The sequence below is a fragment of the Halomonas sp. genome (genome assembly GCF_052095695.1).
GTDB lineage: Bacteria > Pseudomonadota > Gammaproteobacteria > Pseudomonadales > Halomonadaceae > Vreelandella.
In genome coordinates this window covers 1-14,160 of the sequence record NZ_JBQDLQ010000037.1, presented here as the reverse complement: position 1 = coordinate 14,160, position 14,160 = coordinate 1, and the positions used below count along the sequence as shown (strand labels likewise).

Genomic DNA, 14,160 nt, shown 5'->3' with positions numbered 1-14,160 from the left:
CACCATGCATAGGAGATAAAAGATGAGTTTGAGTCCGAGAGATATTGTGGTGGTTGACGGTGTCCGTACCGCCATGGCAAAAGCCAAGCATGGTGCTTTTCGCAACGTTCGCGCTGAGAATCTATCCGCAGCGGCGATGCAGGCGCTGTTTACCCGTAACCCCAATCTAGATCCATCAGAAGTAGACGATGTGATTTGGGGCTGCGTGAACCAAACGCTTGAGCAGTCCATGAACATTGCCCGCAACGCAGCGATCATGACCGGCATACCCCGCTCGGTCCCCGCGCAAACGGTGAACCGTTTGTGTGGTTCTTCCATGACGGCTCTACACATTGTCGCTGCGAATATTAAAGCGGGCATGGGTGATTTCTTTATCATCGGCGGCGTTGAACACATGGAGCATGTGCCCATGGCACACGGCGTTGACGTGAACCCGGCGGCCAGTAAGTACGCGGCCAAAGCGGCCATGATGATGGGGTTAACCGCCGAACTGCTGGGCAAAATGCACGGCGTTTCGCGTGAAGAGCAGGATAAATTTGGCGTTCGCTCTCATCAGCGCGCCCAGGCGGCGATGGAAAAGGGCTATTTTGATAATGAGATTATCGGCGTAGAAGGCCACGACCAGCGCGGCTTTAAAGTAATGGTGAAGCGCGACGAAGTTATTCGTGGCGACTCCACCCTCGAGTCTATGGCGAATCTGAAGCCTGTGTTCGATCCGCGTAACGGCACCGTCACGGCGGGCACCTCATCGGCGTTGTCGGTCGGCGCTTCAGCGATGGCAGTCATGAGCTATGAGCGTGCCCAGGCGCTTGGTTTAACGCCTATCGCACGTGTGCTCTCAACCGGTGTGGCAGGTTGCGATGCATCAATTATGGGCTATGGCCCGGTGCCTGCATCCAAGAAGGCGCTTAAAGCCGCGGGTCTGTCGTCCGCGGATATTGAGACCGTTGAGCTTAACGAGGCGTTCGCTGCTCAAGGCATCCCGGTACTGAAAGATTTAGGTTTCCTAGATGCGCTAGACGATAAGGTCAACCTCAACGGTGGCGCTATTGCGCTAGGGCACCCGCTGGGCTGCTCAGGTTCACGCATTTGCACTACGCTGCTCAATGTTATGCAGCAGCGCGATACGACCCTGGGCTTGGCAACTATGTGTATTGGCATGGGGCAGGGCGTAGCCACCGTGTTTGAACGGCTTAAATAAAGGCTAAGTTTTTATCAAAGCGTTGTTAGCTTAAAACCAAGCGGCACCGTATCAGGTGCCGTTTTTTATTTTTAAGTGTCGTTATTTAAACGAATTTTCATTCGGCTTGAAAGGCCGTGCGATGCAAGTTAGCTGCCGCTTCAACTTCAGCTATCCCGCAGGTGTCGGGCACCGGGACGGTGTTGCCTGCTAACACAGCCAGCACGGCTCTGGACTCACGGCTTCTACCACCGCAATCGCCGTGCCAGCCGCGACTTCAGCCGTATCTACGCTGCCTGGCGAAACGGCCGTGGTGTCGACATCCAGCCACGCATTTTTGCCGCGTAAGCTGAAAATGTCGGTTAAGTAAAATGGCTACCTAGAATGCATGCATTGGATAATAGCGGCTATGCGAGTAGAGGGTTGGACGGTCGCTCTATCTCGCGATGGGCACGAAATGCTTACTGACAGTAAGGCAGGCTAGGCGGGGTTATTCAATTTTTTGGAGTGGCCAGATCTGGAAAATACGCAAAGGAAAAATTGCTATATTTAAATATGTCCATTATTCTGGACATATGGAAATTAAAAATGTTACCGATAGCTTCGCAGCGCTGTCTCAAGGTACGCGCCTTGAGGTGTTTAGGCTACTTGTACGTCATGAACCCGAAGGCCTTCCCGCGGGTGACATTGCCCGTCAGTTATCTGTGCCACATAACACGATGTCGGCACATCTTTCGGTACTCTCGCGGGCGGGTTGGGTTGTATCGCGTAGGCAGGGGCGCTCAATTATTTACCGCGCTAGTCTGGGGCACATGCAGCAAACGCTTAACTTTCTGATCCATGATTGCTGTGCAGGCCATCCAGACGTGTGTGAGCCTTTTTGGGCGACATTCAGTGAATGTTCCACCAATGAAAGTCAGGAGTGAAAGGCGTTGAAAACGACGATTTACCACAACCCCGCGTGCGGAACTTCCCGTAATACGCTAGCAATGCTCGAAGCTTCAGGCGAGGCGCCCAAGGTGGTCGAGTATCTCAAGACACCGCCTAGCCGTGAGCGGCTAGTCGAGCTGATTTCAATGATGGCGGTTGCCCCGCGAGAGTTGCTGCGTCGTAAGGAGTCTTCCTATGATGAGCTTAACCTTGATGATCCCGCGTTAAGTAATGATCAACTGATAGACGCCATGATCGCGCATCCAATCCTGATCAATCGCCCGATTGTGATAACCGAAAAGGGTACTCGCCTGTGCCGTCCTTCAGAGCTTGTGCTTGAATTATTGGCTAATCCAGTCACGACGTTTACCAAAGAGGATGGAGATATCGTGCACCTCAAGGGCCATCACCAATGAGCGAGCATGCCAGTTTCGATAACCTGCCCAACATTGACCCTCGAAAGCTGCAGCCGATTGATGTCGATTTGTTGGCAGGGCCTGATACAAAACGTCATCCGCCCAAAATTCTGGTGCTTTACGGCTCCCTGCGCGAGCGCTCTTTTTCACGCCTGGCGTCCGAAGAGGCAATGCGGTTGTTGCGCTGGTACGGCTGTGACGTGCGCACGTTTAATCCGTCGGGTTTACCGCTACCGGATGACTCAGAGGCCGACCATCCCAAAGTGCAAGAGCTACGCGATCTTGCCCAATGGTCCGAGGGTATGCTGTGGGTTAGCCCCGAGCGGCACGGTGCGATGACGGGCATTATGAAAACGCAAATTGACTGGATACCTCTATCGCTCGGCAGTGTTCGACCTACTCAGGGAAAAACACTGGCGGTGATGGAAGTGTCTGGCGGCAGTCAAAGCGTCAACGCAGTCAATCAAATGCGAATTCTTGGGCGTTGGATGCGTATGATCACCATCCCTAATCAATCGTCTATACCCAAGGCATTCACCGAGTTTGATGACGCCGGGCGAATGAAACCGTCACCACTTTATATGCGTATCGTTGATGTGTGTGAAGAGCTTGTAAAGTTTACCTGGCTGACGCGAGACCGGTCCGCCTATCTTTCTGATCGCTATTCTGAGCGCGTTGAGAGTGCTGAAGAACTCTCTCGCCGCATTAATCAAAACACTCACTGACGAAGGTCATTTCATGTTGGCACTAGCCATTTTTGTTGTCACTCTGGTTTTAGTGATCTGGCAACCTAAAGGTTTAGGTATTGGTTGGAGCGCGCTGGGCGGTGCTTTAGTGGCGCTGTTAATGGGCGTCGTGCAGCTAGGGGATGTCGCGGTAGTGTGGGGGATTGTCTGGGATGCTACCTTCACCTTTGTGGCATTAATCATCATTTCGCTGCTTCTAGACGAGGCAGGATTTTTTGCCTGGGCGGCGTTACATGTTGCGCGCTGGGGCAATGGGCGAGGACATCTTCTCTTCCCGTTGGTCGTTATATTAGGCGCCATCATTGCAGCATTCTTCGCTAACGATGGCGCGGCCTTACTGCTAACTCCCATTGTGATCGCTATCTTGTTACGCCTTAATTTTGAGCCGCCTGCGGCATTCGCTTTCATTATCGCAACGGGGTTTGTCGCCGATACCACAAGCCTGCCGCTGGTGATCTCCAATCTTGTGAATATTGTCAGTGCCAACTACTTTGATATCGGCTTTGATCGTTATGCTGCGGTCATGGTACCGGTCAACCTAGTGGCGCTGGCGGCAACGCTGATCGTTCTCTGGATCGTATTTGGTCGCCGTATTCCTGTACGCTATAGTGTCGAAAATCTTGACGCGCCGGTTTCTGCCATCAAAGATCTCCTCGTATTTCGCGTAGCATTCCCATTGCTAGCGGTGCTGCTTATTGCCTATTTTGTGACTGCCCCGTTAGGGATCCCAATCGCGTTTGTGACGGGAGCAGGTGCTGTTTTGTTGATGGCTATTGCGGGGCGTTGGTGGCAAGCAGGCCGAGGTGCCGTCGTTTCCGTAACGGGAGCGCTACGTGGCGCCCCTTGGCAGATAGTACTGTTCTCAATTGGGATGTATCTCGTTGTCTACGGGCTAGGTAGTGCAGGGCTGACGAATTATGGCGTTTTGGCGCTTGAATGGCTGGCGCAACAGGGCGACTTTATCGCCACGTTAGGCACCGGCTTCCTTTCCGCCATTGTGGCCTCGGTAATGAACAATATGCCCTCGACACTAGTGGGCGCGCTGGCTATTGAACAGGCGCAATTGCCAGCGGGAACTCGGGAGTTAATGATCTACGCTAACGTCATTGGTAATGATCTGGGGCCAAAATTCACCCCTATTGGTAGTCTCGCGACCCTGCTATGGCTACATGTGCTAGCGGGTAAGGGATATAAAATTGGCTGGGGCCAGTACATGAAAATTGGCTTATTGATTACGCCGCCAGTACTACTGGCGACCTTGATCGCCCTGGCTTTGTGGCTGCCCATGTTGCCCGCCGCTTAAGTCGCTATAGTGGCCACTATGGTGAGACTGCTAGAGTGAAGACACTACTTAAATGTTTTAACATGGCGAGTGTCTTAATGCAGAGGGCTGATCATGCCTAGTAAGACATCTATCAACATTTTTTACGACGCGCAGTGCCCGCTTTGCCGTAAAGAGCGTCTTCGCTATGAGCGTTGGCTAGGGCACGAGGCGGATGACATCGGCTGGCTTGATGTCAGCGAGAATGAGCAGACGCTACGAGATAAGGGCGCTGATCCTGCCATGGCGCTGCGCTCGCTGCATATCGAAACGGCGCAGGGCGAGCTGATAGAAGGCATTGATGCCTATCGTGTACTAATGAGGCGTATTTCATTACTGGTGCCTGTCGCCTGGATTCTTGGCCTGCCAGGAATAAAGCCGGGCGTTCGTGCCCTTTACGATAGGTGGGTAAAACGCCGCCTACAAAAACAGGGCCGCTGGCCCACTTAAGCACTAGCATAGGATGCCTGGCAATGCAGCGAAGTTCGCTATGGATGTGGGCGGTAGGGATTGGGGGGAGCCTGTTGTTAGCAGGCTGTGCCGGTGGGCAACGTCCTGCGCCTTCGCCTACTCAGCCTGATAGTGAGGCGCCGGTAACGGCCCCGCAGCCCATGCTGAGTGAGACGGGCATGAATGCGATGCCCGTTACCGGGATGGCAAGTGACTGGGTGCCACCTCTGTTTATTAGCCCAGAAGAGGAGGCGTCCTATTACGTTAGCCGTTTAGCGGATAGGCGCTTTGTGACCAGCTACGGTGGCTATGATAACCGGCGGCCTTTTTATATTGCCGCCGAGCGTTTGGGCGAAATAGGCCTTCCCGCGATTCCTTTGCTGTTTACTCGTTTGAATACTGCCGACCAATATGAGCTGGCGCTGGCACTTTATGCTCTGCAACTCGCTACGCAGGATCCGCAGCTTATGGTCCGAACCAGTGGTGAATATATTCAGCTGGAAGTGGTGTTAGACCCGGCCTATAACGCTGACAACGTTGCTATCGCCCAGCAGTGGTGGCAACGTCACTCGATGCAGCTTGATCGCTAACGCGCCACCATTATTAAGATAGTCCAGGAGAGAACGATGGCCTTTGCACTTTCCACCATGCAGGTTACTAGCGCAGCTTTTGCTAATCACCAAGCGGTTCCTTCCAGACACTCCGGTGAAGGTGAAGATATTTCTCCTGCGCTAGCCTGGCAAGATCCACCTGAAGGAACCAAAGGATTTGCAGTGATATGCCACGATCCGGATGCTCCTTTGGTTAAAGAGGGCAGTTACGGCTTTATTCACTGGGTGCTCTATAACTTGCCTGGCGATATTCAAGCATTAACTGAGAACACGTCTGTGGGCACCGCAGGCGTGAATGATCGCGGTAATAACGGCTACTGTGGACCGATGCCGCCAGAAGGGCATGGCAAGCATCTCTACTATTTCTGGGTGCTAGCGTTAGATCATCAAACGTCGCTTCCAGCAGGACTGACCCAGGCTGAGTTGCTCAACGAGATAGAGCCGCATCTGCTGGGCATGAATCGCTTGGTAGGTACTTACCAGCGCGGTTGATTCGCTAGCGGCTGGACATTTTATGTAACCCGTGTAGGCTCCATCGCTTTCTGAACCCTTATATACGAGTGCTTGTACGCGTTCTCGTGTTTGTTAAGTAATGGAGTCGTCTGATGAGTGATCTTCCTAACTGTCCTGCCTGTGCCTCTGAATTTAGCTACGATGATGGGCTTCAATACGTGTGCCCCGAGTGCGGTCACGAGTGGTCAAAGGTAGCAGAAGAAGAGGGCGCTGATGACGCATCCGGCGTGCGTGATGCGAATGGCAATTCGTTGGCCGATGGCGATAGCGTAACGGTCATTAAGGATTTAAAGGTAAAAGGCAGCTCACTGGTCGTTAAGGTAGGCACCAAAGTCAAAAGCATCCGCCTGGTAGAAGGGGATCATGATATCGATTGTAAAATTGAGGGCATCGGCCCGATGAAGTTGAAATCTGAGTTTGTTAAAAAAGCCTAAGTTCACGATCTCCAAGCGTTATGTAAAAAAATAGCCCTTGATTTCAAGGGCTATTTTTTTACTCCCGAGCTACCTGAGTAGCCATACGCGGCATTGCTGTCCGTTGGTTATATGCAACGCCTCGGGTGAGAGCAAAATACACTAATAGCTTTTTTAAATGATAATGATTGTTGTTTTTGATGCTATCAGCGCCGAACGTGCTTATATTTCGCGCAAATTGCTAACCATTTTGCTCAAGGGCTTCACATCAAATTTATACAGGACTAAAATGGTCCTCAATTGATGTGGCGTTCATTTGATCTACTGCGTTTTAAGTATATGAAGGGGAGTGACATGCTCAAGCTTTCTCGGCTGACAGACTATGCCGCTGTGGTGATGGCGCAAATTGCCCGTCACTCTCAGGCATCGCATGCAGCGGCAGAGTTAGCGGATGCCGTGCAGTTGCCACACCCGACTGTGAGCAAAACGCTCAAAATGCTTGTGCGCGCTGGCTTGCTGGTTTCCCAGCGAGGATCGCAAGGCGGCTATCGCCTAGCGCGACCGGCGTCGCAGATTACCGCCGCTGACATTATCGCGGCCATTGAAGGCCCTGTCGCCATGACCGAATGCAGTCAGGCAGAAGGCGATTGCGAACTTGTGGCTACTTGCGGTGTGGCAGACAACTGGCAGCGAGTTTCACTGGCAATGCGCACGTTGCTAGAAAGCGTAACGCTCGCGCATCTGGCGGATACTGCGCCGATCAAACTGCCGGTGCAACTGCCTATTCAAACGATCAGCCTGTCGACAGCGTCGGTTTCCTAACGACGTACAACAGGCCTTACTCATTTTGACGGCGAGCCGACCTCGCCACCCAACTGCCCGGAGGGTATCACCATGGCAAGCGAAGAAATGGAACAGTTGGTTCGTCGCGAATACAAAGATGGTTTTGTAACGGATATCGAGAGCGACACCCTGCCACCTGGCCTTGATGAAAATACCATCGCCTTTATTTCGAAGAAAAAGGGTGAGCCGGAATGGATGCTGGAGTGGCGTCTTGATGCCTATCGTCAGTGGTGGAAGATGAAAGCTCCTTCCTGGGCTCATCTCGATTATCCGCCGATTGATTACCAGGCAATCTCCTATTTCAGTGCACCAAAACGGCCCGAAGATGGCCCTCAGAGTCTGGATGAGGTAGATCCCAAGCTGCTCGAAACCTACGAAAAGCTGGGTATTCCGCTGCATGAGCGCGCGGCCCTTGCTGGCGTTGCGGTAGACGCGGTGTTTGACTCTGTTTCTGTCACCACAACGTTTAAGAAAGAGCTTGGCGAAGCGGGCGTTATTTTCTGCTCGATTTCGGAGGCTATCCGCGACTACCCAGAGCTCATCAAGCAGTATTTGGGCACGGTTGTTCCCGTGGCGGACAACTATTTTGCGGCGCTGAACTCGGCGGTGTTTACCGATGGCTCCTTTGTGTTTGTTCCTGAAGGCGTCACCTGCCCGATGGAGCTGTCTACCTACTTCCGTATTAACGCGGCTAACACCGGCCAGTTTGAACGTACCCTAATTATTTGTGAAAGCCGCGCTCAAGTTTCGTATTTAGAAGGCTGCACCGCGCCGATGCGCGATGAAAACCAACTTCACGCGGCAGTCGTAGAGCTTGTTGCGCTGGATGATGCTTATATCAAATATTCCACCGTGCAGAACTGGTATCCCGGCGATGAAAATGGCGTAGGCGGTATTTATAACTTTGTCACTAAGCGTGGCGATTGCCGTGGTGATCGTTCACGGATTAGCTGGACGCAAGTCGAGACCGGCTCAGCGATTACCTGGAAATACCCGTCCTGTATGCTGCGCGGCAAAGACAGTATCGGCGAATTTTACTCCGTGGCGGTGACTAATGGCCGCCAGCAGGCAGATACCGGGACCAAGATGGTTCACATTGGCGAAGGCAGCCGTTCTTATATCGTCGCTAAAGGCATTTCTGCGGGTAAGAGCAACCAATCCTATCGTGGTCTGGTTAAAATTGGGCCGCGTGCCAAAGGCGCGCGTAACTTTACCCAGTGTGATTCTTTGCTGATCGGTGATAAGTGCGGGGCACACACTTTTCCTTACCAGGAAATTGGCAACAGCACGGCGACCATTGAGCACGAAGCGACCACATCGAAAATTGGTGAAGATCAGCTGTTTTACTGCAAGAGCCGCGGTATTTCAGAAGAAGACGCGGTGAGCATGATCGTCAATGGTTTCTGTAAAGACGTTTTCCAAGAGCTGCCCATGGAGTTCGCTGTAGAAGCCGAAGCGCTGCTCAGCGTGACCCTTGAAGGCGCGGTTGGCTAAGCAGTTCGCTGTTCATCCTATTTAATTTACCAGTGTCGCCGCGGCGGCTCGCTAGAATCAAAAGGTAATCAATATGTTGCAAGTGAAAGATTTACACGTCACCGTCGAAGACAAAGAAATTCTTAAAGGCCTTACCCTGACCATTAATGCGGGTGAAGTACACGCTATCATGGGGCCGAACGGCGCGGGTAAATCGACACTATCGGCGGTAATCGCCGGTAAAGACGGCTACGAAGTTACTCAGGGTACGATTACCTTTGAAGGCAAAGATGTGCTGGAAATGGAAATTGAGGAGCGTGCCCAAGCCGGCTTGCTGCTGGGTTTCCAATATCCGGTTGAGATTCCAGGGGTTAAAAATATCTACCTGCTGAAGTCTGCCCTGAATGCCCAGCGCGTCGCGCGCGGTGAAGGTGAAATGCCGGCACCTGAGTTCATGAAGCTGGTGAAAGAGAAGCTAGGCTTTATGAAAATGGATGCAAGCTTCCTGCAGCGCGCTGTTAATGAAGGCTTTTCGGGCGGCGAGAAAAAGCGTAACGAGATCCTGCAAATGCTGGTGCTTCAGCCCAAGCTTGCCATGCTGGATGAAATAGATTCAGGTCTGGATATCGATGCGATGAAGGTCGTCGCCGACGGCGTCAATAGCCTGCGTGCTGATGATCGCGCCATTTTGCTGGTCACGCATTATCAGCGCCTGCTGGATTATATCGTGCCAGACAAAGTTCACGTCTTGGTCGATGGTCGTATCGTGAAAACCGGCGACGCTGAGCTTGCCAAGCAGCTTGAGAGCAACGGCTATGAAGGTATCGAGGAGTCTGTGGCATGAGCGATACGCAAAACTTTTTAGATACGCTGAAGGCGCGTAGCTCTCGCTATAAGGCGGAGCCGACGTGGATTGCCGCCCGTCGTCAGGCCGGCGCTGCGCGTTTTGAAGCGCTCGGCTTTCCTACTCGCCGTGACGAGGAATGGAAGTATACGGATGTGCGCTCAATTGCACAGGGCAGCTTTTCGCTTGCCGATAATGCTGAGTTCTCCCAGGCTACTGCCGCTGCGCTGACACTACCGATTGATGCTTACCGATTGACCTTCGTTGATGGTGTTTTTTCATCAGCGCTGTCGGATGTTGAATCGCTGCCCTCAAGCGTTCAAGTGCTACCGCTTTCCAAGGCGCTAGAGGAAAATCACGAAGCGGTAGGTGGCCCGCTTGGCCGTCTTACCGGCGTAGATTTTTCTCCCTTTGCTGCGCTGAACACAGCATTCATGGAAGAGGGCGCTGTGGTACGTATTGCGCCGGGTACGACCGTTGAGAAACCGATTATTCTGCAGTTCCTGTCTCGTGCGGGTAAGCCTGTGATGAGTCATCCTCGTGTGCTGGTTACAGCCGGTGCGCGTAGCGAGGCGACGTTGATTGAGCACTATGCAGGTGAAAGTGACGCGGCTAACTTCACGAACGTGGTGGCCGAGCTCATGCTTGATCGGGGCGCGATACTGGCGCATTACAAGCTGCAAGAAGCGCCACTGGGTGACCTGCACGTGGCGAGCATTCACGTCGAGCAGGCGCGCGATACGCGCTATAGCTCTTACAACCTGAGCCTAGGCGGTGCGCTGGTGCGTAACGACCTCATCAGTGATTTGAATGGTGAAGGGGCAGAAACCAATTTCTATGGCTTGTTCTTTGGACAGGGCCGTCAGCACGTCGATAACCACACCAAGGTTAACCACAATGCGCCGCTAACGTTCTCTAATGAGAACTACAAGGGTATTTTGGACGACCGCGCTCATGGCGTGTTTAACGGCAAAGTGTATGTGAAGCGCGATAGCCAAAAAATTGAAGGCTTTCAGAGCAATAAAAACCTGCTGTTATCTGATCGTGCTCATATTGATGCCAAGCCTGAACTGGAGATCTACGCTGACGACGTTAAGTGCTCTCACGGCACAACCACGGGCCAGTTGGATGAAGATGCTATTTACGCACTGCGCACGCGTGGTATTGATGAAGCCACGGCGCGTGGGCTGCTAACACTCGCGTTTGCTGGTGAAGTGCTGGACAAAGTTACCTTGGATGCGATTGCAGAGCGCGTTGAACTAGCCGTTGCCGGTAAGCTACCAGAGCGCTTCAACCTTGCTGGGCTTGTTGAAGCAGCCGTCGCACTTAACGACTAGCTCAACCACTCGCTTAACCACCCGCTCTCAAGGGCTATACCAGGAGTGATTGATGCCACATACCGTTACTGAGCCTACGCGTGTGAAAGCGCCGTTTGATGTTATGCGACTGCGTCAGGATTTCCCGATCCTGGCGCGTGAGGTGCATGGCAAGCCGCTGATCTACCTGGATAACGCGGCGACGAGTCAGACGCCTCAGTCGGTGATTGACGTATTTAGCGATTACTACTCACGCTATAACGCCAATATTCACCGCGGGTTGCACACGCTGGCCGATGAAGCGACGGCGGCGTTTGAAGGCACTCGTCACCGGGTGAAGGGATTTCTTAACGCTGAAGATGCGCGTCAGATAATCTTTACTCGCGGCACGACCGAGGCGATCAATTTAGTCGTTCAGAGCTGGGGGCGTCAGCACCTTGCCCCTGGCGATGAAGTGCTGATCTCCATGTTGGAGCATCATTCTAATATTGTGCCCTGGCAGCTATTGGCCGCTGAGATTGGTTTTACCATTAAGGTCATTCCCGTTGAGGCCAACGGCGCACTGGATATGGCAGCCTACCGCACACTGATCAATGAGCGCACCCAGCTTGTTGCGGTCAATCACGTGTCTAATGCGTTTGGGACCATTAATCCCGTGCAGGAAATGGCCGCATTAGCGCATCAGTATGGCGCGCTCATTTTAATTGACGGCGCCCAGGCAGCGCCTCATCAAGTGGTCGATGTGCAGGCGATCGATGCCGATTTCTATGCGTTTTCGGGCCATAAAGTCTATGGGCCAACTGGTGTAGGCGTATTGTATGGTAAGCAGGCGCTGCTGGAAGCCATGCCCCCTTGGCAGGGCGGCGGTGAGATGATTCAATCCGTCTCGTTTGATGCGGGTACCACCTTTGCCGCTATTCCGCATAAATTTGAAGCGGGTACGCCGGCTATTGCCGAAGTCATCGCTCTTGGCACGGCGCTGGAGTGGGTTGAGAGCGTTGGCATCACGGCCATTGGCGCGTGGGAAGGGCGGCTTCTCGATCACGCTACGCAAGCAGTTAGCGGTATCGATGGGCTGCGTATTTTAGGCACCGCGCCTCAAAAAGCCGGCGTGCTTTCGTTTGTAGTCGACGGCGCACACTCCCAAGATATTGGCCTGCTGATTGACCAGCTGGGTGTCGCTATTCGTACGGGGCATCACTGTGCGCAGCCGTTGCTCGCTCATTTTGGCGTTGATGCTACCTGCCGTGCATCATTTGCTGCGTATAATACGCTCGAAGAAGTGGATCGCTTTATTGAAGCACTCAACCGTGTCATTGGTATGGTGCGTTAAGGCCAGTTCTTTAAGGATGGTTATGGATCTTGAGCAAGTTGCGAGTCTCGAACGAGGCCAACAGTTACCGCTACAGCGTGATGTAGATGCTATTGCCATACCGTTTGGTAAAACGGAAACGCTGGCCGAAGATAGCATCGTGAGCGTAATGCAAGCGAAAGGCAGCTCGGTGAGCGTCGGCTTTGAGGGGCGTCTCTATCTGGTCGAAGGGCGCAATTTAGACGCCTTAGGTCTTGAGGCATTAGCGCGCCCTACGCTACCAGAAACAGCGTCTGAGGAAGAGATCGAGCAGTTTGTGTGGGCTCAGCTGCGCACCTGTTTCGACCCCGAAATTCCCGTTAATATCGTTGATTTAGGGCTGGTTTATGGGTGCCGTATTGATCGGCTAATTAGTGGCGAACGCATTGCCACTATCCGCATGACGTTGACTGCTCCCGGCTGTGGTATGGGGGATGTGATTGCGGCAGACGCGAGAAATAAAATTCTTGGCGCACCGCAGATTAGCAAAGTGCACACTGAGATTGTTTTCAGCCCTCCTTGGAGCCGTGACATGATGAGTGACGAGGCCAAGCTTGAACTCGGCATGTTTTAATTTCGGCTGGGGCGCTGGATGTATAACGCGTTTTTGAAAGGAATTAAGCGCTTATTAATGTCGCTAGGAGCGCTTTTGCTGCTGGCGGCATTGCTGTTTATAGCCGGTAATTTATGGGTGGTCGCCACCACCGCCGCTTATATTGAGCAGCAGCCCTTGCAGTGCCGTGCCGACAAAGTGGGCATTGTGTTTGGCACGTCTCATTGGACGCGTAGCGGCGTGCGTAACCCTCACTTTCATGCGCGGATGCGCACCGCAGCCGCGTTAGTTGAACAGTCTCAGGTCGAGCACTTGCTGCTATCCGGTGATAATCGCACCAAGGCCTATAATGAGCCGCGGGCAATGTGGCGCGATCTTCATCGGCGCGGCGTCGCGGCTGAACGGCTGACCATGGATTTTGCAGGCTTTAGCACCTATGACACGCTGGCGCGCGCACGCGATGTGTTTCAATTAGATGAAGCGTTATTAATTACCCAAAGCTGGCACCTACCACGGGCCGTGTTTATTGGTCGTGCACTCGGGATAGATGTGGCTGGGTGTGTGGCCGATGATCCAACGGCGGGGGTTGAGTGGGGTTTGAAAGTGCGTGAGTGGGCGGCGCGAGTGGCCACCCTAGGGGATCTTTATATTTGGAACAGGCAACCGTATTTTCTGGGATCGCCGGAGCCCATTAAATTGCCAAGAAGGACGCTAATAGACCTCATCGTGCCCTCGCTAGACGAGCGCTTAATAAGCCCTCGCCCCCAACTCCAACCTTAGCGGTGCGTTTTCCGCTTTTGCAGCGCATACAGCTCGCGAATTAGTTTACGACACCCTTGCATGGCCTCATCAATTACGGGTTCGATTGGGTCGGGTAGCGGGTGGGTAAAGAGTGAGGAGAGCGCCTGCATCAGTACTCGCTCTTGCTCTAATAGCTCATTGATCAATACCTGGCTGTCGTTGCCAACAAAGCTTTTCAAACGGCTCCATAGCCACAGAAAATCATCGCGTTCAACGTCCGCATCACGCGGCAGCATTTTTAAATGCGCACGGGCAAGATCCTGCAGTTTGCGCATCTGCTTTAATCGCGCAGTATAGTGCGGCTTTAAAGCGTCGCGCAGTGATGGGCGCAGGCGTTCGATGTTATCTTGGAAATAATCAATGCTATCGGCCAGCGCTTCCAATACGCTGTCCATCGCC

The 14,160-nt window shown here is 53.0% G+C and carries 17 protein-coding genes; 16 read left to right on the top strand and 1 reads right to left on the bottom strand.

The features are described from left to right. Window positions 1–22 precede the first annotated feature (22 nt). The 16 genes from fadA to ACTH5D_RS09260 all read left to right on the top strand — a co-directional run bounded on the left by fadA (window position 23) and on the right by ACTH5D_RS09260 (window position 13,740). Window positions 23–1,201: an acetyl-CoA C-acyltransferase FadA gene (gene fadA / locus ACTH5D_RS09335; protein ID WP_441670514.1), complete on the top strand. Its 1,179-nt coding sequence runs from the start codon at window positions 23–25 to the stop codon at window positions 1,199–1,201. A gap of 554 nt (window positions 1,202–1,755) precedes the next feature. Then, on the top strand, window positions 1,756–2,106 hold the full coding sequence (locus ACTH5D_RS09330) for an ArsR/SmtB family transcription factor (protein WP_441670512.1): 351 nt from the start codon (window positions 1,756–1,758) through the stop codon (window positions 2,104–2,106). Between the two features lie 6 nt (window positions 2,107–2,112). After that, on the top strand, window positions 2,113–2,526 hold the full coding sequence (gene arsC / locus ACTH5D_RS09325) for an arsenate reductase (glutaredoxin) (protein ID WP_441670510.1): 414 nt from the start codon (window positions 2,113–2,115) through the stop codon (window positions 2,524–2,526). After that, a complete protein-coding gene (gene arsH / locus ACTH5D_RS09320; protein ID WP_441670508.1) occupies window positions 2,523–3,251 on the top strand; it encodes an arsenical resistance protein ArsH in 729 nt (242 codons plus the stop codon). Before arsC ends, arsH begins: the two co-directional genes overlap by 4 nt. Before the next feature lie 13 nt (window positions 3,252–3,264). Beyond that, window positions 3,265–4,575, top strand: coding sequence for an arsenic transporter (locus ACTH5D_RS09315; RefSeq protein WP_441670506.1), 1,311 nt, complete (start codon window positions 3,265–3,267; stop codon window positions 4,573–4,575). 93 nt (window positions 4,576–4,668) lie between these two features. Continuing rightward, window positions 4,669–5,043, top strand: coding sequence for a thiol-disulfide oxidoreductase DCC family protein (locus ACTH5D_RS09310; protein WP_441670504.1), 375 nt, complete (start codon window positions 4,669–4,671; stop codon window positions 5,041–5,043). Between the two features lie 23 nt (window positions 5,044–5,066). Beyond that, entirely contained in the window at window positions 5,067–5,633 is a 567-nt protein-coding gene (locus ACTH5D_RS09305; protein ID WP_441670502.1) for a hypothetical protein, read from the top strand. Between the two features lie 36 nt (window positions 5,634–5,669). Continuing rightward, window positions 5,670–6,146 carry a YbhB/YbcL family Raf kinase inhibitor-like protein gene (locus tag ACTH5D_RS09300; protein ID WP_441670500.1) on the top strand — a complete coding sequence of 159 codons (477 nt, stop codon included), beginning with the start codon at window positions 5,670–5,672 and terminating at the stop codon, window positions 6,144–6,146. Window positions 6,147–6,259: 113 nt separating this feature from the next. Continuing rightward, window positions 6,260–6,601 carry a zinc ribbon domain-containing protein YjdM gene (locus tag ACTH5D_RS09295; RefSeq protein ID WP_441670498.1) on the top strand — a complete coding sequence of 114 codons (342 nt, stop codon included), beginning with the start codon at window positions 6,260–6,262 and terminating at the stop codon, window positions 6,599–6,601. A gap of 333 nt (window positions 6,602–6,934) precedes the next feature. Continuing rightward, entirely contained in the window at window positions 6,935–7,402 is a 468-nt protein-coding gene (locus tag ACTH5D_RS09290) for an SUF system Fe-S cluster assembly regulator (protein ID WP_441670496.1), read from the top strand. Between the two features lie 72 nt (window positions 7,403–7,474). Next, on the top strand, window positions 7,475–8,917 hold the full coding sequence (gene sufB, locus ACTH5D_RS09285; RefSeq protein WP_441670494.1) for a Fe-S cluster assembly protein SufB: 1,443 nt from the start codon (window positions 7,475–7,477) through the stop codon (window positions 8,915–8,917). Between the two features lie 73 nt (window positions 8,918–8,990). Continuing rightward, a complete protein-coding gene (sufC, locus tag ACTH5D_RS09280; RefSeq protein ID WP_441670492.1) occupies window positions 8,991–9,740 on the top strand; it encodes a Fe-S cluster assembly ATPase SufC in 750 nt (249 codons plus the stop codon). Beyond that, window positions 9,737–11,077: a Fe-S cluster assembly protein SufD gene (gene sufD, locus ACTH5D_RS09275; protein WP_441670490.1), complete on the top strand. Its 1,341-nt coding sequence runs from the start codon at window positions 9,737–9,739 to the stop codon at window positions 11,075–11,077. The genes sufC and sufD overlap by 4 nt, the downstream gene beginning before the upstream one ends. Window positions 11,078–11,129: 52 nt before the next feature. Next, window positions 11,130–12,389: a SufS family cysteine desulfurase gene (locus tag ACTH5D_RS09270; RefSeq protein WP_441670488.1), complete on the top strand. Its 1,260-nt coding sequence runs from the start codon at window positions 11,130–11,132 to the stop codon at window positions 12,387–12,389. Between the two features lie 22 nt (window positions 12,390–12,411). Beyond that, on the top strand, window positions 12,412–12,981 hold the full coding sequence (gene sufT, locus ACTH5D_RS09265) for a putative Fe-S cluster assembly protein SufT (RefSeq protein WP_441670486.1): 570 nt from the start codon (window positions 12,412–12,414) through the stop codon (window positions 12,979–12,981). 18 nt (window positions 12,982–12,999) lie between these two features. After that, a complete protein-coding gene (locus tag ACTH5D_RS09260; protein WP_441670484.1) occupies window positions 13,000–13,740 on the top strand; it encodes a SanA/YdcF family protein in 741 nt (246 codons plus the stop codon). On the opposite strand, the gene ACTH5D_RS09255 is transcribed toward ACTH5D_RS09260, so the two are convergent. Further along, window positions 13,737–14,160 (bottom strand): hypothetical protein (locus tag ACTH5D_RS09255; RefSeq protein ID WP_441670482.1); only part of this gene is annotated, 424 nt, incomplete at its 5' end. The two genes, ACTH5D_RS09260 and ACTH5D_RS09255, sit on opposite strands and share 4 nt — an antisense overlap.